We start from the raw sequence: 17514 nt of genomic DNA on the forward strand, positions 1-17514 counted from the left end.
GTCACAGCTCCCGATGAAGGGTGCGGACTGCGACGATGCGTTCCTTGAGTTGGTCGCGGGTGGCCGCGGCAACGGGAGGCCCGCCGCACCGACGGCGCAGCTCGTTGTGAATCCAGCCGTGTGGCTTACCCGATTTAAAGTGTGTGGCCGATACCAACGCGTTGAGCTCGCGGCGCAGCTCGCGTAACTGGCCGTGCGTCGAGGTGATCTCCGGGGGCACCTCACCGGATGCAGTTCGCTTGGTGAGCTGCTCTTCTTGCCTGCGCCGCAACAGATCTCGCATCTGGTTCGGATCCAGCAGGCCGGGAATGCCGAGATACTCGGCCTCCTCCTCGCTGCCCGCGGGGGTCGCGGTGCCAAAGGACGCGCCATCGAAGATCACCTGATCCAACTCGGCGCTGGCGCTGAGGGATTCGAAGCCCTTCTCTTCCTCGCCGGGCTCGGTGCGCTTACGCTCTACCGGCTCCTCGTCGCCCATCGGCTCGCGATGCGGCTTGCCGAGCACATGATTGCGCTGCTCCTCCAGCAGGCTGGCCAGCTCCAGCAGCGTCGGCACCGAGGGCAGGAAGATGCTGGCCGTCTCGCCCGGGGTCCGCGAGCGCACGTACCGCCCGATGGCCTGGGCGAAGAACAGAGGTGTCGAGGCGCTTGTCGCGTACACGCCGACGGCCAGTCGTGGCACGTCCACGCCCTCGGACACCATGCGCACCGCCACCATCCATTCGCTGGTGCTGGCAGAGAACTGGGCGATGCGGTCCGAGGATTTCGGATCGTCCGACAGCACCACGGTGGGTTCGCTACCGGTGATTGTGGTCAGCAGCTTGGCGTAGGCGCGCGCGGCCTTCTGGTCGGAGGCGATGATCATCGCCCCCGCATCGGTCATGCCGCCCTTGCGTTTTTGCAGCAGCCGCGCGTGTGCCGCACGCAGCACCGCGGGGATCCATTCGCCATTGGGGTCGAGCGTGGTGCGCCAGGCGCGGGCGGTCTGCTCTGCGCTCAACGGCTCACCGAGGCGGGCGGCGTGTTCCTCGCCCGCACTGTCACGCCAGCGGGCTTCACCCGAGTACGCCATGAAGACCACCGGGCGCACCACGCCGTCGGCCAACGCCTCGGAGTAGCCGTAGGTGTGGTCGGCCTGCGAACGCTGGAAGCCCGCGCCGTCGGGCTCGTAGTTGATGAAGGGGATGGGGCTATCGTCGCTGCGGAACGGGGTTCCGGTCAGCGAAAGGCGCCGGGTGGCGTCGTCGAATGCCTCGCGTACGGCCTCGCCCCAGCTTTTGGCATCACCGGCATGGTGAATCTCGTCGAAGATGACCAGCGTTCGGTGGTTCTCGGTGCGGACCCGGTGCCGCGTGGGGTGGCTGGCCACCTGCGCGTAGGTGACGACGACGCCGTGGTATTCCGAGGAGTTCTGTGAATCGGAGTTGCTGAATCTGGGGTCCAGTGACAGGCCGAAGGAGGTGGCCGACTGGGCCCACTGCACCTTCAGGTGCTCTGTGGGCACCACGACGGTGATCTTGTCGACGGTGCCATCGGCCAGTAGCTCGGTAGCAATGCGCAGGGCAAACCGAGTTTTCCCCGATCCGGGGGTGGCGACCGCGAGAAAATCGCGGGGTTTGGCGGCCAAATACCGCACCAATGCCCTACGCTGCCAGCCCCGCAATGTATGGGTGCTGGGCGCTTCTACAGCCCGCACCCTATGGACTCCTTACTGATCGAACAGGAGCCTAACGCAAGGGATTACGGTGCTGCATCCTGACGGGCGTGGCGGGCACCGCGTGTCGTGTCACGAGGGTGACAATCGGCACGATGCCCGCCACGCCGCCGATCAGCTCACTTGACCGGGAAGATGACGTCGGTGAGTTCCTCAGATACCGACCACAGGCGACGCTGCAAATCGAGGTCGTAGGACTGCTCACTCGATGCGACGACCTTCGGATTACCGCGTTGTTCCATGAATCCGTCCGGTCCGTAGTACTGGCCGCCCAGGGCGGCCGGGTCGGTGGCAGCCCGCAGCGTGGGTAGTGCGCCCATATCTGCGCCCTGGGTCAGCAGCGGTGCCACCACATCGAAAATGGCCCGGACCCACAGCGGAGAGTTGCGTGCCAGCTCGGTGTTGGAACCGCCGGGGTGGGCGGCCAGGGCCACGGTGTTGGTGCCCGCCAGGCGCCGCTGCAGTTCATAGGTGAACAACAGGTTGGCCAGCTTCGATTGTCCGTAGGCGGCCACGCGGTCGTAGTCGCGCTCCCACTGCAGATCGTCGAAATGGATCGCCGCACGCAGGCGGTGGCCGATGCTGCTGACGGTCACCACGCGCGAGCCCTCGACCGGTAGCAGGCGCTCCAGGAGCAGGCCGGTGAATGCGTAGTGACCCAGATGGTTGGTGCCGAACTGCAGCTCGAAGCCGTCGGCGGTGGTCGACTTCTCCGTCCACATCACGCCGGCGTTGTTGATCAGCAGGTCGATCTTGTCGTAGCGCGATTTGAGCTCGTCACTGGCTCGGCGGACGGACTCCAGCGACGACAGATCCAAGGACTGCAGGGTGACATCGGCGTTCGCGTGTGCGGCCGTGATCGCGTCGGCCGCGGCCTTGCCCTTTTCGGTGTTGCGTACAGCGAGTACGACATGGGCGCCGTGCGCGGCGAGTGCCTTGGCGGTCTCCAGGCCCAGGCCGGTGTTGGCGCCGGTGACGACCGCGACGCGGCCGGTCTGATCGGGGATGTCGGTGGTGTTCCACTTCGTCATGGGGGCTCCTTGAGTAACATCTTCAGTAACCGGGGCGGCTACTCCGCTTACGACTATACGGAACGCACGCCCCGCTTTGTCAACGCTTCAAGGAGTGTGAGATGGATCAACCCGCCCGTCCCTTGCGAGCCGACGCTGCCCGCAACCGCGCCCGGGTGTTGGAGGTCGCCTACCAAACATTCGCCGAGGAGGGCCTCGGTGTCCCGATTGACGAGATCGCGCGGCGGGCCGGGGTGGGTGCGGGCACCGTCTACCGGCACTTTCCCGCCAAGGAGGATCTGTACCGCGCCGTCGCGGAAGATCGGATGAGCACGGTGATCGGCAAGGGGCGTGAGCTACTGGAGTCGGCCGATCCGGGTGAGGCGCTGTTCGGATTCTTGCGCGTGATGGTCGAGTGGGGTGGGACCGATCAGGGATTGGTGGACGCCCTGGCCGGCGCGGGCGTCAGTGTCGAAGCGCTTATCCCTCAGATCGAGGAATCCTTCTATGCGGTCTTGGGTGATTTGGTGCAGGCCGCCCGGCAGGCGGGGACGGTGCGCTCCGATATCGGGGTGCACGAGGTAAAGGCGCTCCTGGTCGGGTGTCAGGCCATGCAGAGCTACAACAAAGACGTCTCGCAGCAGGTCACCGACGTTGTCTTCGACGGGCTGCGGTGGCGTCGTTAAAGTTGCCGTTCCCGAAATCCGGCGAGCAGCCTCTCTCGCAGCGCCTCGCTGGGGCCGTCCTGCGGGATCTGGCTCAAGATCGCCACGGTGGATTTGTACTGGTTCAGGTAGTTCACGCATCCGTCGCACTCCAACAGGTGTGCCTCTAGCTTCGCGCGCTTGACCGGTGAGAGTGAATTGTCTAGGTACTCCGTGATCAGTTCGACGAGTTCGTCGCAGTTCATTCAACTCACGTCCTTCATGTAGTCCTCAAGCCCTTGGCGCACTGCTGCCCGCCCGCGATGCAGGAGCACACGTTGGTTGGCCGAGGTGATTCCCAGGTGTTCGGCGACCTCCTTCGCGTCGAGTCCCAGTAGGTCTCGCATCGTCACCACAACGCGCTGCATTTCCGGCAGCCGGTCGAGTTGTAGAACTACGTGGGCGACCAGCTCCTCGGAGAGCACCAGGTTCTCCGGCGTCTCGGGAAACGCATGAGGGGCGGCGTCGTCGCGCCAGTGGCCCGGCCATTCGCCGGTGTCCTGGAAACGGCCCGGGTCGACGGTGCCCCCGGTAAATGCCGCGATGGCCTTCGCGGTATCGCGACGTTCGCGGATTCCCCGTTCCTTGGCGATATGGATCAGGATGGTGAACAGCCAGGTGCGCAGTGATGATCGACCTTCGAATGCGTCGATTCCCTTGCATAAGGCGAGCCAGGCCTCCTGCACTACCTCTTCGGCGATCTCGCGGCTTCGCACATAGCTGCGCGCGAGGTGAAGCATCGCCGGAGTGTGCGTGTCCACAACCTGCGCGAACGCGCCCTCGTCGCCGGCTTGTAGGGAAGCGACGAGGGCGGCTTCAGCGTCGCGTGAGTGCATCGACCAAGGTCCAGGCGGAGATGCCGAGGAGCGCGACATCCTTGATAAGGAATTGTTCGGTCGAGGACAGCGCCGGGAACCCTCCGGCCGCGCTCTCGAAGACTCCCGGGGTGCTGAACAGGAAGCTCAGGGTGGTGGCGAACATGCCGATGGCCATGAGGCTGCCGACTGCTGAGAGGCGGGGCAACCACGGCGTGACGGACAGCAGGACCGCGATCGTGATTTCCACGATTCCGAGTAGCGATGAGAACGCGGTGACCGAGAAGACCTGGTATACCCAGGACATCAGCGGACTGTGAGACACCAGCGGCACGATGCCGTTGGCCTCGAACTCGGTGAACTTCAGCAAGCCGATCCACGCGATGACGATCGCGAGCCCATATCGCGCCAGAGCGGCCCCGCCGCGCGCCAAGGGCGCGTCCGGTTCGATGTGACGCTGAAGCTGTGCGGTGATCATTGCGACTCCTCTGCTGATGGGGATGGTGACACGACTGAGTGGTCGGCAGGACGCAAAGCGTTACAGCCCGGTCGTGCAACCGAAGCGCACGAGGTGGGCATCGACGTCCGTCCACATCACCACGGCTTTTGATCTGGAGCCGAGGTCGTGTCTATTCGGTGCGAGGAATGCGCACTCGACCTTGCACTCGTCATGGTCGAGTGCTAAAAATGGCATTGGCACTCACGACCGGTGAGTGCTAGGCCGGGACGGTGAGGCCGCAGCCCACACAGCTGCGTCCGTCCGTCGCGGGCACTGAGCCCGGCCAAGAACGTGCAACCCCCTTACACGGAGGAATCACTTCGCAATGGCCAAGACAATTGCGTATGACGAAGAGGCCCGCCGCGGCCTGGAGCGGGGCCTCAACGCCCTCGCTGACGCGGTCAAGGTGACGCTGGGCCCCAAGGGTCGCAACGTCGTCTTGGAGAAGAAGTGGGGCGCCCCCACGATCACCAACGATGGTGTGTCCATCGCCAAGGAGATCGAGCTGGAGGACCCGTACGAGAAGATCGGCGCTGAGCTGGTCAAGGAAGTTGCCAAGAAGACTGACGACGTCGCGGGTGACGGCACCACCACCGCCACCGTTCTTGCCCAGGCCCTGGTCAAGGAAGGTCTGCGTAACGTCGCCGCCGGCGCCAACCCGCTCGGCCTGAAGCGCGGCATCGAGAAGGCCGTCGAGAAGGTCACCGAGACCCTGCTGGCTTCGGCCAAGGAGGTCGAGACCAAGGAGCAGATCGCGGCCACGGCCGGTATCTCCGCGGGCGACCAGTCCATCGGAGACCTGATCGCCGAGGCCATGGACAAGGTTGGCAACGAGGGTGTCATCACCGTCGAGGAGTCCAACACCTTCGGCCTGCAGCTGGAGCTCACCGAAGGTATGCGCTTCGACAAGGGCTACATCTCGGGCTACTTCGTGACCGACGCCGAGCGTCAGGAAGCCGTCCTGGAGGATCCTTACATCCTGCTGGTCAGCTCCAAGGTCTCGACCGTCAAGGACCTGCTTCCCTTGCTGGAGAAGGTCATTCAGGGCGGCAAGCCGCTGCTGATCATCGCCGAGGATGTCGAGGGCGAGGCTCTCTCCACCCTGGTCGTCAACAAGATCCGCGGTACCTTCAAGTCCGTCGCCGTCAAGGCCCCGGGCTTCGGTGACCGCCGCAAGGCGATGCTGCAGGACATGGCGATCCTCACCGGTGGCCAGGTCGTCAGCGAAGAGGTCGGCCTCTCCCTGGAGACCGCCGACATCTCCCTGCTCGGTCAGGCACGCAAGGTCGTCGTCACCAAGGACGAGACCACCATCGTCGAGGGCGCGGGCGACTCCGACGCCATCGCCGGTCGCGTGGCGCAGATCCGCAGCGAGATCGAGAACAGCGACTCCGACTACGACCGCGAGAAGCTGCAGGAGCGCCTGGCCAAGCTGGCCGGCGGTGTTGCGGTGATCAAGGCCGGAGCTGCCACCGAGGTGGAGCTCAAGGAGCGCAAGCACCGCATCGAGGACGCCGTTCGCAACGCGAAGGCCGCCGTCGAGGAGGGCATCGTCGCCGGTGGTGGCGTCGCCCTGCTGCAGGCTGCCCCCTCGCTGGATCAGCTGTCGCTGACCGGTGACGAGGCCACCGGCGCCGCGATCGTCAAGGTCGCTGTCGAGGCCCCGCTGAAGCAGATCGCCTTCAACTCGGGCCTGGAGCCCGGCGTTGTCGCAGAGAAGGTTCGCAACTCTCCGTCCGGTACCGGCCTGAACGCCGCCACCGGCGAGTACGAGGACCTGCTTGCTGCTGGTGTCGCCGACCCGGTGAAGGTCACCCGCTCGGCGCTGCAGAACGCAGCGTCCATCGCGGCCCTGTTCCTCACCACCGAGGCCGTCGTCGCCGACAAGCCGGAGAAGGCCGCCGCACCTGCTGGCGACCCGACCGGTGGCATGGGCGGTATGGACTTCTAAGTCCTCCAACGAAAAAGGCCCGGTCTGCATCTGCAGGCCGGGCCTTTTTCTATGGTCGTCGTGCGACGGCTTATGCCGCCGGTGCGGGTGCGATGACGCCTCCCGTGAGACGCCGGTAGGTGTACACGTGAATCAAACCGGTGAGTGCCATACCCACGGGCATCGTGAAGAGCAGCCCGATTCCGCAGAGGATTACTCCCAGCTGCGCGACGAAACCGACCAGCCACGTGATGAGGAAGACGAGAATGGCAGGTCCCAGGTTGTTCTTGACCATCTGGATGCTCGCCTTGATCGCATCGACGGGGCCGAGCCCGCGATCGACCGTGAAGTACGGGGCGTATTGGGCTAGGAATCCAAAGATGATTCCCGGAATGATGCACAGTACGGATCCGAGGAGGACGCCGAGCCCGGTCAGCAGCGCCGTGCCCACGTAGGCTCCAAAGCTCCTGGCTTTGAAGAATGTTCCGAAGCTCACCGGTTTTCCGTCTGCGACATCGAGATTCGCCGACAGTAGTGACGCTGACATGTACAACGCGACAGCCAGCACCGCGATGTACATGAGGATTATCAGGATCGTGGCACCGGCGGACAGGCTAGGTGTTGTCGACTCATACGAGTAAGACGTGCTGTCGTATTCGCCACTGCTGGTACTCGGCAAGCTGGCCAGCAGAATTCCGTAACCGATCCCGAACGGCACACCGATCGCGAGCAACCACACCAGGTAGGGCGGCACGAAGGTTCCGAGGCGCTTGGAAACCTGAGCCCAGGACCACTCCCATGACTCGCTGGCATTGAACGGTCCCTGCGGAGGCCACGGTGCCTGCTGTGGGTAGCCGTAACCGGCAGGCGGATAGCCCGGAGGGGGAGGGAACTGCCCACCCGGGTACTGACCCGGGTACTGAGGAGTTCCCGGGGGAGGGCCGGGCTGATATCCGGGTGGCGGGGGCGGCTGATATCCCGGGGGCGGCTGATTCGGGTTGTACGCTGACGGATCGCCCGACGCAGGCGGCTCCTGTGGTGGATAGGTCACCGAATCAGGCTAGCAATGAAAGTGTTTGCTGGACGCGATATACGCACCAGGGCTGAGAGCGTGTTCCGGTAGGTGGCCTCAACCGATCGGGCGGGATAGCGGTCGCGCAGGCATACGTGATGTGGGCCACTAATTCCCTTGTTTTCCAACGATTTATCCCTCCGCCGCGGACGGCTTCTGAAGGCTTGGGAACTTTTCACGCATCTGGCTCGACTGCTCCCTTAGTCGCATTAGTCAGTCATATCCGCGAGAAGAGTAGGGAGTCGATGACGCTCAACGTGAAGGGCGAGGGACTGGGGGCGCAGGTCACGGGGATCGACCCGGGGAACCTGGACGGCATCACCACCGAAGAGCTCCGCGAACTCGTCTACCGGCACAAGCTCGTCGTCCTCAAGGGCGTGCATCCCTCGCCCGAGCAATTCATCCAGCTCGGACGCTTGATCGGTGAGATCGTGCCCTATTACGAGCCCGTGTATCACCACCAGGATCACCCGGAGATCTTCGTGTCGTCCACCGAAGAGGGGCAGGGAGTTCCGCGGACCGGAGCGTTCTGGCATGTCGACTACATGTTCATGCCGAAACCCTTCGCGTTCTCCATGGTGTTGCCGCTCGCGGTGCCAGGCCACGACCGCGGCACCTACTTCATCGATCTCAACAAAGTGTGGGAATCATTGCCCACCAAGACAAAGGAGGAAGTGCTGGGCACGTTCAGCACGCATACTCCACGCCGCTACATCAAGATCCGCCCGAGCGATGTGTATCGGCCGATCGGCGAGATCCTGGCCGAGATCGAACGAACCACACCTCCGCAGAAGTGGCCCACGGTGATCAAGCACCCGAAGACGGGCGAAGAGATTCTCTACATCTGTGAGGCGGGCACCGAGACCATCGAGGACGGGTCCGGCACGCTTCAGGATGGGGAGCTGCTGCGCAAGCTGCTCGAAGCATCGGGGCAGCTCGACACCGACTATGCCTCGCCGTTCATCCACGCCCAGCATTACGAGGTGGGCGACATTGTTTTGTGGGACAACCGCTCTCTGGTGCACCGCGCGAAACACGGAACGGTATCGGGCACCCTGACGACATACCGCCTGACGATGTTGGACGGTCTCGAGACACCGGGATTCGCGGCATGAGCCCGGTCGCGGCGACGCTGTCTGTACAGACCGGGCTGCCGTCCGCGGGTATGGCTCCGATGTCCGAGGCTCTACTCGCCAGAGTGCTCGAACCTTACTCCTACAAGGGCTGCCGCTATCTCAACGATGCGGAGTATGGAATCACCTCCGACGCGGTACACGCGCACGGCAACTTCGCGATCAACGAGTCCGCCTACATCCGGAGTACGGGGCACTTCAACGCCGTGGAGTTGGTGCTGTGCTTCAACCAGCTGGCGTATTGCGCCTTCGCGCAAGGTGTTGCGAACGACGACATCTGGGCATTCCGGGGCTGGTCGCTCGACGACTATTGCCAGAACCAGCTTGCCAACATGCTGATCAAGAGCACATCGTCACGGTTCCGGCGACTGGTGAACGCACAACAGTTCTCCGCGCGCCTGCAGGCCCGTGATTTCCACATCGTCGACCGCTCGTGGCGCTATCTCCAGTTCCACAGCACCATCGAATTCTGGGATCAGGATGGAGGATCCGCGACCGGCGAGTTCGACATCGCGGTCCTGAATATCCCGTGATCCTCTGACAGGAAGCGCATCGCCACAGCCATGTCTCAGTCACCGCCGCCCACCGTGCTGGAACGGGTGCTCGAACAGGCCCGCCTTCGGCCGGGAGCAATTGCATTGCGCCGCAGTGACGGTAGCGACTCCCTCACCTACGGTGAGCTCGCCGTTGCTGTCGGCGAGCTGGCGGCGACGCTTCACGCCGATTCGGTGACGCGCGGTTCCCGTGTCGTGGTCCTCTCGGATAACGGGCCGCAGACCTATCTTTCGGTATTGGCATGCGCTCAGCTCGGAGCCATCGCGGTGATGGTCGACAACGCTCTGCCCACGGCGGCCGTAGCGCGGTTCCGTGAGATAACCGAACCGGTTGCGACCCTGCCCGCCGAGGGGGATCGAGGCGTCGCCACCCGCCGCGAAACAGCCGGATTCACAGCACAAGCCGAGGCCGGAGCAGACGACGCGCTCGCCATGGTCTTCACCAGTGGTACTACCGGCGAGCCGAAGGCCGTGCTGCTTCCCCATCGCACGTTCTTCGCCATTCCAGACATCTTGTGCACAGGGGGATTGAGCTGGATCGACTGGGTAGCCGGAGAGACCACCTACTCGCCGTTACCGGCCACGCACATCGGCGGCTTGTGGTGGATCCTCAACGGACTGATGCATGGCGCGTCGTGCGTGACCGGTGGCGAGGGCGGAGCCTCGTTGCGGGAGCTTTTGGTCGACAACGAGGTGGCGACCGCGTGCCTGGTGCCCACCCTGATGACCAGACTGGTGTCAGAGCTCAAGCGCTCCGGTACCGACGTGCCGTCGTTACGGTTGATCGCCTACGGCGGTTCCCGCGCGGTCCCCGCTGACGTGCGGTTCATCGAAGCGACGGGGGTACGCACGGCTCAGGTTTACGGACTGAGTGAAACAGGCTGTACCGCATTGTGTCTGCCGTCCGATGGCGAGTCGATCGCCAGGATCGAAGAAGGTGCCGTCGGGCGTCCGTATCCAGGCGTGCAGACGTTTCTTTCCGGTGAAGGGTGTGGCGGGCCGACTGAAGGAGGCACGTCCGCTTCGTACGGCACATTGTGGATCAAGTCTCCCGCCAACATGCTGGGGTACTGGCGAAACCCCGAGCGCACCCGCGAGGTGTTGGTCGATGGATGGGTCAACACCGGTGATCTGGTGGAGCGCCGTGACGACGGCTTCTTCTATATCAGGGGCCGATCCTCGGAGATGATCATCTCCGGTGGCGTCAACGTGGTGCCCGACGAGGTTGATCGCATCGCCGAAAACATTGCGGGCGTGCATGAAGCGGCCTGCTTCGAGGTGCCGGACGAGGAGTTCGGGGCGCTGGTCGGACTGGCTGTGGTGCCCACCGCCCCGCTTGACGGGTTGGGTGCGGCCGAGCTCAAGCAGCGGATCGCCGCCAGATATCGACATGAATCGGAGGCCATGGCCAGGCCCTCGACCATTGTCCTGGTCGAGGACATTCCGAGGACGGCGTCCGGCAAGGTGATGCGTTCGTCGTTGACTGCCTCCTTGAATGAGGCAGCGGCACATGCCTGAAACCACAAGAGACCGGATCCTGGCGGCGGTGTGTGAGGTGCTCTACATCGCGGAATCGGAGCTCTTCGACGGCGACGCCACCGATCTCCGGGAGCTTGGTCTGGACTCGGTGCGGTTCGTGCTGCTGATGAAGAAGCTCGGTGTAACCCGTGGCTCGGACCTGCAGAAGCGTTTGGTTTCCAACCTTTCCATCGCCGGATGGGCGCAGGTCCTAGAGCAGGAGCAGCCGGAGGGCGTCACATGACGGCGGCCACGCAACCGCGAGTGGACCGTGTGCCGATGAGCTGCTCGCAGCAGAACATGTACAACGGTGCGGTGCAGGCCGATGACCCCGGGCTGTACCTGATCGGGAAGAGCCTGCGGTTTCACCCCATCGACGTGCCGACCTTCCTGTCCGCGCTGGAAATGGCGATCGCTGCCAATCCGGTGCAGCTGTGTGTAATCGAATCGGCCGACGAAGATTCGCACTATCCAGAACTGGTGCTGCGGTTGCAGTTCAGTGACATTGTGTCGGTTGAGCAGGACAGCGACGAGCTCACCACACGGACCGCCGATGCGCTCGTGGAGCTGTGGTCCACCGACCTTGCCGCCAAGCCGCTCGTGCGCTACACCGTGCGCACCGGCGTGGATGGCTCGGTGGTGGGCCTCGATATCCAGGCGCACCATCTCCTGCTGGATGGCGGCGCCATCGGGGTGATCGAGACTGACCTCGGACGATACCTGGCGCAGCCCGGTCGCTCTGAAACCCCTTGCACCAGTGATGGACTAGCACGGGTTTCGGCGGCCCACAGCCGTGAGGCGGCCAAGGCGAAGGAGTCACGGCAACGCTTCGGTGCGGCCATCCAGCGTGAGCTTGCCGATGCGTCGGAACACGCCGGGCACGGGCAGAACTCGGGTGCCGTACCGGCCGGTGCTGCCAAAGGTGCCCTCTTGGAATCGGTCACCTTGTCAGGCAAGGCATTCGACAGTCTCGACGCACTCTCCGAAGCCAAGCAGGTGCCGCTGAACATCTTGGCGGCCGCAGCCGCGGTTGCGGTGGACGCCAGTCTGCGGCAGAGCACCGCGACACTGCTGATTCATGCGGTGGACAACAGATTCGCAGAGCCGGATCTTGACGTTGCGACCTGCCTGGTCAACTCCATCGCGCATCCGGTTCGCTTTCCTGCCTTCGCATCGGTGGGGGACGTCGTGCGCGCCCTTGATCGGGACTACGTCAAGGCATCGAGGCGTCGATGGCTCCGTGAGGAGCAATACCGCCGAATGTACCTGGCAATCAACAGGACATTGCATGTCGAGGCATTGACTTTCAACTTCATCCGCGAGACATGTGCACCCGCACTGCGACCATTCCTTTCCGCTACACCGTCCGTGACGGATATCGGCCCCGTGGAAGGCATGACCGTGTCGTGCCTCGTGGACGAGGACCGCCGTACCCTCACCTTGTCCATCTGGCACCGTGCCGACCTGCCGCGCGGGAGCACGCATCCCTGGGTCGCCGAGCGGATCGCCGCGGCGCTGGCCTCGATGGAAGCCATGTGGCATCGGCCGATCGCGATGACGGTGAACGAATGGTTCGGTATCGGTGTCGACGGTGCGCGCTGTCGAGGTGATGAAGATGCGCCGCCGCCGTGTGCGGTGGCACCCGCCTGGTTCCTCGACGCCGACGGCGCAGTGGAGCAGTTCTTACGGTCACGGCCGCTCGTCAAACCATGGATCGCGCGACTGATCGCCGCAGGCGCGGAGCCGGGCAGCATCGTGGTGTGCGCCGATGACGACACCGATAGGACCGTCGACTTGCTGATCGCGAGTCACCTCGCGGGCTGTGGATACAGCGTGTGTGACAGCATGGAAGAGATTGGTGCGCGCGCTGATTCGATCGCAGAGCACGGTGCCGGTACTGCCGTATACGTGATCGATAGCACCGCCTTGGTCGCAGCTGACCTGGACGGCGCGCTGCTGCGCCTCGTCGACGAACGCATCGATCGGGTGGCTCGAGACGGCGACCTGGCGGCCAGGACGGCGTACATCGTGGCCACTTCGGGATCGACCGGGCAGCCCAAGCTCGTACCCGTCTCCCATGGCGCCCTTGCATTGTTCGCGCGCGCGGCCGGCCGCGCCTACGGCTGGGGGACTCGGGACAGCATTCTGCAATGTGCGCCGTTGACATCGGATATCAGTGTGGAAGAGATCTTCGGGGCTGCGGTCTGCGGATCTCAGCTACTGCGTTCGACCGCCATGAAATCCGGTGACCTGAGGGCGCTTACGAGGGACATCCGGGTGCTCAAGCCGACCTTGATCGACCTGCCGACTGCGGTGTGGCACCTGCTGTGCGAAGACGCCGAGGCCCTGGGCGATATCGGTGCTTCTGAGCTGCGCCAGGTAGTCGTCGGTGGGGAAGCGATCCGTCCGGGTGCTGTCGACACGTGGGTACGGTCCATTGGTTGCGAGAACATCTCACTCGTCTCGACCTACGGACCGACCGAGGCGACGGTTGTCGTCACTCATCTGCCTGTCGTGGGAGAGCAACCAGGGGCTGGGGACCGGCTACGCCGCGTGGGTCAGCCGGTCTTGCCCAACACGGTGTTTATCGCCTTCGGCGAGATCGTCATCGTTGGCGACATCGTTTCGCAGGGCTATCTCGGGGCGCGGAGCGAGAACTTCGGGGTAGTCAGGGCCGCGAGCAGCGCGCCGCGGCGGGCGTTCGCCACTGCCGACCGCGTGGTGTTCGACGAGGACGGTTTCCCCACCTTCGCCGGTCGCCGCGATGCCATCGTGAAGATCTCCGGAAAGAGGGTCGACACCGCCGCCATCATCCGCCGCATTGCCGAGGACCCGGCGATCGTCGATGTCGATGCGGCATTGCACGATGGCGCGTTGGCGGTGTGGTTCCAGGCGCGCAGTGGCCGGGGCGGCAAGGATGTGGCGGCGCGGGTAAGGCGCCTGCTGGTGGGCTTCGGCGTCTCCTCGTTCCTGGTGGTGGATGTGCCAAGCATCCCGCGTAAGCCGAATGGCAAGGTCGATGGTGCCGGACTGCGGGCCATGCCACAGTTCATGGACGCGCTGCCGGACGCGGCCGATACAGAAGAATTAGCAACAGGTCTCGCGCGACTCTGGAGCCGGCACCTCGGCAGGCATATCGGTGCGGGGGCCTCGCTGCTCGCGGAGGGAATCGGCTCACTCGATCTGATCAGAATCCTGCCGGACACGCGCCGGTATCTCGGCCGACAACTCTCTGTGCTGGACCTGATCAGTGCCGACAGCGCCTCCTATCTTGTCGCTGCGGGTGCGGCGGTAGATGAGTTGGCAGCCGTGAACACCGCCACCGATATCGGCGCGGATCTAGAGCGGATGACGAAGACATGTCACGTTCCGACTTCGCGCGCCAGTGATTCACAGCGTGCCACCGATGGTCCTGTCGTCGTGCTGGGTGCGTCGGGGATCGTCGGCACCGGGTTCGCTCGTGCGGCACTCGAGGCGACGGTCGACGACGTCATCTTGGTGACGAGATCGCAAACCCCCGGCCACGGGCCCTGGCCGATGCTCGCGGACGTCGGCGGGGTCAGCGTCCGATGCGTCGGTCCCGGCTTCCGCGCCGATGCCGTCGAGGCGTTGATACGCGAGACCGGAGCTCGCACCCTGGTCAACTGCGTCGGCAACACCAACATGTTGGCGCCCTACCGCGATATTCGAGATGCCAACGTGGAGTGGGTATCCGCGGCTGCGCAGGCGTGCGCTACCCACGGCACCCGGTTGATTCACATGTCGACCTTTGTCGTCAACGCGGATGCCACCGCCGCGTGCGTGACCGACCCGCGTGAAGCCGTCTACCCGTACGCGGCATCCAAGGCACTGGCCGAATTGATCCTTGCGGCATCACCGAATGCCCTCGATTTCACGCTCGTGCGGTTGCCCCGTGTACTGGGCGAGGTCGGTCAATTGGACGAAAGCGCCGATGTTCTGGTTTCCGTGGTAGACGCGTGTATCGCGTTGCGGGCCTTTCCTTCTGTTGCCTTGACCGAGGAGGTCACCACGGCCTTCGCCGCGGCGAGATCGATCCTTCGTATGGAAGGCCAAGGAGCGCTGCTCGGGCGGGGTGTCACCGTGGTGCGCGGTACTCCCGTCGCGTACGCCGAGTTGCTCGGTGGGTTCGGCCTCGACGAGCTCGAGCTGCGTGAATGGAAATACCTGCTGGACAGTAGTGATTGGGCTAAGCGGAATCCGCGGAGATGGTCGGTGATCGATGCATGGGCCGGTCTCGGGATGAGGCTCGGGGCGCGCACCTATGTGGACTATCTCGCGGGGTACCGGACCATCTCGCTTGGTGCGGTGCCCGTAACGGAGATCTCGGCGGTGCCGGGACCGATCCCAGATCTGCTGATGCAGGGATGTTCACGATGACCGAAATGCAGCCAAAGGAGGAGAATTCGCGATGAGTCTCAATGTCGTTCCGGAAGGGTTGACCGCCGCCAGTGCCGCGGTGGAGGCCCTGACCGCACGGCTCGCCGCGGTGCACGCAGCCGCCGCACCGGTGATCGGTGCGGTGGTGCCGCCGGCCGCTGACCCGGTGTCGATTCAGAGCGCGGCGCTCTTCAGTGCTCACGGAGTCGAGCGCAATGGTGCCGCGGCCGGCGCCGTCCACGAACTGGGGCGGGCCGGTGTGGGGATCACCGAGGCCGCGGCCAGTTACACCGTCGGCGATATGCACGCCGCCGCAAGGTATATGCCGGGATTCGGATAGTTCTCGCCACAACATGATTGAGGAGATGTAGATGAGTTTGCTTGATGCGCATATTCCGGCGTTGGTGGCCGCTGAGGGCACCTTTGGTGCTAAGACGGCGTTGATGCGTTCGACGATTTCGCAGGCGGAGTCGGCGGCGTTGTCGGCGCAGGCGTTCCATGTGGGTGAGTCTTCGGTGGCTTTTCAGGCCGCGCATGCCCGGTTTGTGGAGGTGGCCGCCAAGGTCAACGCATTGTTGGATATCGCCCAGGTCAACCTTGGTGATGCCGCGGCGACGTATGTCGCTGAGGATGCCGCCGCCGCCAGTCGTTACGTCGGCGTCTAGGAAAGGGCGGATAAGACAATGTCGCAGATCACTTTCAATTATCCCGCGATGCTGGCCCATGCCGGTGAGATGAACACCTTCTCCGGTGTGCTGACCGCTCTGGGCGCCGACCTGGCGGCTCAGCAGGCTTCTCTGCAGGCTGCCTGGCATGGTGATACCTCGATGAGTCAGGCCGCTTGGCAGGCTCAGTGGAACACCGCGATGGAAGAACTCGTGCGCGCTTACCGCGCCATGGGCAGCACTCACGAGACCAACACCCTCTCGATGAACGCCCGCGACATGGCCGAAGGAGCCAAGTGGGGCGCATAAACACCCACGGCATGACCTACCAAAACCGTTGTGAATAACTATTTCAGGAGGAAACACGACATGTCCGAGCAGATCTTCGCCATCAGCGGGATGCACTGTAACTCATGCGTCATGGGGGTGACCGAGGCGCTGACGGCGCTCGACCCGGTGCGCGAGGTGTCGGTGGACCTGGACCCCAAGGGTGCTTCCACGGTACGCGTCCTGACCGACAGCGTGCTATCGGTCGAAGAGGTTCACGACACACTCGTGCGGGCCGGAGGGGATTTCGCGGTCGCCGCCGGATAGCTTCCGCCGCAAGTGCGGTACCTCAGCCGAACTCGATAACGGTATGAGGTGCACGCCACCGGTCGAGACCGGGCAGAGCGTACAGCAGCGGTCCCGCCCAACTCAGTATCTTGCCGCGCCCTGCCGGCATCCGTAGCTCACGTACGCTGCGGATGCCGGGAATGGCGCGCAACTCGTTGTATTGGTTTGCGGTGAACCAGAAGGGCATTGGTGGCACGGTGTATTGCTCGCTGAGTCGCATGCCGCGCTGTGAGTGTGTGCTCAGGAACTTGGGTACGGAGTCGAATACCAGTCGGCCACCCGGAAAATGCTTGGCGCACACGCTGATCAGATCAAACACCACGTCGCGTTCCAGGTATTGGAACAGTCCCTCGGCGGTGATCAACACGCCGGCGGTGTCATCGACTCGATCCATCCACGAGTAGTCCAGTGCGGATTGGGCGCAATGGCGCAACCGGTCCGATGCCGGTAGCAGCTGTTGGCGCAGCCGCACGATGGGCTCGAGATCTACTGACAGCCAGGTGAGCTCACCGTTGTCGAGGCGCCAGAAGCTGGTCTGCAGTCCCTCGGCCAGGGCTACCACGGTGGCCCGCGGTTTTTCGGCCAGGTAATCGCGGGTGGCCTTGTCGAAGATCAAGGCGCGTAAGGCCGTAGCTTGATGTGTGCGGCCGAAATGTTCAAAGTCGTAGTCGACGGCGGCGTGTAGCGCGATGGCCATCGGATCGTCGATGATGCCGTCGGACCGGGCTGCCTCGGTCGCCCGTTGGTGCAAGGTGAGCAGTGCGGTCTCGGACACGCCGTCGAGGTGGCGAACATCGATGACTGGCATGGACCCGACTGTACGGGAAGGCCTACATGAGTGGGAATTCCTGGCGCACAACGATAAATGTGATTTCGGACGCTGATAC

The 17514-nt window shown here is 64.0% G+C and carries 18 protein-coding genes; 11 read left to right on the forward strand and 7 right to left on the reverse strand.

What is annotated here, in order from left to right:
• Position 1 precedes the first annotated feature (1 nt).
• Together MYCSP_RS02830 and MYCSP_RS02835 are read right to left on the reverse strand one after the other, a co-directional pair.
• Positions 2-1696 (reverse strand): DEAD/DEAH box helicase, encoded by a 1695-nt coding sequence (locus tag MYCSP_RS02830; protein ID WP_088413137.1) that lies wholly within the window; start codon positions 1694-1696, stop codon positions 2-4.
• Positions 1697-1833: 137 nt separating this feature from the next.
• Entirely contained in the window at positions 1834-2745 is a 912-nt protein-coding gene (locus MYCSP_RS02835) for an SDR family NAD(P)-dependent oxidoreductase (protein ID WP_070913422.1), read from the reverse strand.
• 101 nt (positions 2746-2846) lie between these two features.
• On the opposite strand from MYCSP_RS02835, the gene MYCSP_RS02840 reads away from it, so the two are divergent.
• Positions 2847-3410 (forward strand): TetR/AcrR family transcriptional regulator, encoded by a 564-nt coding sequence (locus MYCSP_RS02840; protein ID WP_088413138.1) that lies wholly within the window; start codon positions 2847-2849, stop codon positions 3408-3410.
• On the opposite strand, the gene MYCSP_RS23395 is transcribed toward MYCSP_RS02840, so the two are convergent.
• Genes MYCSP_RS23395 through MYCSP_RS02855 form a run of 3 tightly spaced genes read right to left on the reverse strand, consistent with a single transcriptional unit; the run spans position 3407 to position 4721 of the window.
• Positions 3407-3634 carry an anti-sigma factor family protein gene (locus MYCSP_RS23395; RefSeq protein WP_070913420.1) on the reverse strand — a complete coding sequence of 76 codons (228 nt, stop codon included), beginning with the start codon at positions 3632-3634 and terminating at the stop codon, positions 3407-3409. The two genes, MYCSP_RS02840 and MYCSP_RS23395, sit on opposite strands and share 4 nt — an antisense overlap.
• Positions 3635-4264 (reverse strand): RNA polymerase sigma factor, encoded by a 630-nt coding sequence (locus MYCSP_RS02850; RefSeq protein ID WP_083017732.1) that lies wholly within the window; start codon positions 4262-4264, stop codon positions 3635-3637.
• On the reverse strand, positions 4245-4721 hold the full coding sequence (locus MYCSP_RS02855) for a YkgB family protein (RefSeq protein ID WP_088413139.1): 477 nt from the start codon (positions 4719-4721) through the stop codon (positions 4245-4247). Before MYCSP_RS02855 ends, MYCSP_RS02850 begins: the two co-directional genes overlap by 20 nt.
• A 346-nt stretch (positions 4722-5067) precedes the next feature.
• Between MYCSP_RS02855 and groL the strand changes: the two genes are divergently transcribed.
• Positions 5068-6693 carry a chaperonin GroEL gene (gene groL, locus MYCSP_RS02860; protein WP_070913417.1) on the forward strand — a complete coding sequence of 542 codons (1626 nt, stop codon included), beginning with the start codon at positions 5068-5070 and terminating at the stop codon, positions 6691-6693.
• Between the two features lie 70 nt (positions 6694-6763).
• Here the strand turns inward: groL and MYCSP_RS02865 are convergent, their stop codons facing one another.
• Complete coding sequence (locus MYCSP_RS02865; protein ID WP_162266190.1) at positions 6764-7723, reverse strand: hypothetical protein; 960 nt, start codon at positions 7721-7723, stop codon at positions 6764-6766.
• Between the two features lie 266 nt (positions 7724-7989).
• On the opposite strand from MYCSP_RS02865, the gene scoE reads away from it, so the two are divergent.
• From scoE to MYCSP_RS02910, 9 genes are read left to right on the forward strand one after another with little or no spacing between them, the layout of a single operon-like run.
• The gene (gene scoE / locus MYCSP_RS02870) at positions 7990-8859 is read left to right on the forward strand and encodes a (3R)-3-[(carboxymethyl)amino]fatty acid oxygenase/decarboxylase (protein WP_083020165.1); all 870 of its coding nucleotides are present in this window, start codon (positions 7990-7992) and stop codon (positions 8857-8859) included.
• Complete coding sequence (locus MYCSP_RS02875) at positions 8856-9410, forward strand: FcoT family thioesterase (protein ID WP_070913414.1); 555 nt, start codon at positions 8856-8858, stop codon at positions 9408-9410. The genes scoE and MYCSP_RS02875 overlap by 4 nt, the downstream gene beginning before the upstream one ends.
• A gap of 30 nt (positions 9411-9440) precedes the next feature.
• A complete protein-coding gene (locus tag MYCSP_RS02880) occupies positions 9441-10949 on the forward strand; it encodes an AMP-binding protein (protein WP_083020167.1) in 1509 nt (502 codons plus the stop codon).
• Positions 10942-11193, forward strand: a complete 252-nt coding sequence (locus MYCSP_RS02885; RefSeq protein ID WP_083020170.1) for an acyl carrier protein — start codon at positions 10942-10944, stop codon at positions 11191-11193. Before MYCSP_RS02880 ends, MYCSP_RS02885 begins: the two co-directional genes overlap by 8 nt.
• Positions 11190-15347 carry an AMP-binding protein gene (locus tag MYCSP_RS02890; RefSeq protein ID WP_088413140.1) on the forward strand — a complete coding sequence of 1386 codons (4158 nt, stop codon included), beginning with the start codon at positions 11190-11192 and terminating at the stop codon, positions 15345-15347. The genes MYCSP_RS02885 and MYCSP_RS02890 overlap by 4 nt, the downstream gene beginning before the upstream one ends.
• A gap of 31 nt (positions 15348-15378) precedes the next feature.
• The gene (locus MYCSP_RS02895) at positions 15379-15687 is read left to right on the forward strand and encodes a PE family protein (RefSeq protein ID WP_070913410.1); all 309 of its coding nucleotides are present in this window, start codon (positions 15379-15381) and stop codon (positions 15685-15687) included.
• A 31-nt stretch (positions 15688-15718) separates the two neighbouring features.
• Positions 15719-16012, forward strand: a complete 294-nt coding sequence (locus tag MYCSP_RS02900; protein ID WP_005064886.1) for a type VII secretion system protein EsxS — start codon at positions 15719-15721, stop codon at positions 16010-16012.
• An 18-nt stretch (positions 16013-16030) separates the two neighbouring features.
• Positions 16031-16321 (forward strand): WXG100 family type VII secretion target, encoded by a 291-nt coding sequence (locus tag MYCSP_RS02905; RefSeq protein ID WP_070913619.1) that lies wholly within the window; start codon positions 16031-16033, stop codon positions 16319-16321.
• 60 nt (positions 16322-16381) lie between these two features.
• Positions 16382-16606: a heavy-metal-associated domain-containing protein gene (locus tag MYCSP_RS02910; protein WP_030094173.1), complete on the forward strand. Its 225-nt coding sequence runs from the start codon at positions 16382-16384 to the stop codon at positions 16604-16606.
• A gap of 22 nt (positions 16607-16628) precedes the next feature.
• On the opposite strand, the gene MYCSP_RS02915 is transcribed toward MYCSP_RS02910, so the two are convergent.
• Complete coding sequence (locus MYCSP_RS02915) at positions 16629-17435, reverse strand: class I SAM-dependent methyltransferase (RefSeq protein WP_083017904.1); 807 nt, start codon at positions 17433-17435, stop codon at positions 16629-16631.
• Between the last annotated feature and the right edge of the window lie 79 nt (positions 17436-17514).

Source organism: Mycobacteroides saopaulense (genome assembly GCF_001456355.1).
Taxonomy (GTDB): domain Bacteria; phylum Actinomycetota; class Actinomycetes; order Mycobacteriales; family Mycobacteriaceae; genus Mycobacterium; species Mycobacterium saopaulense.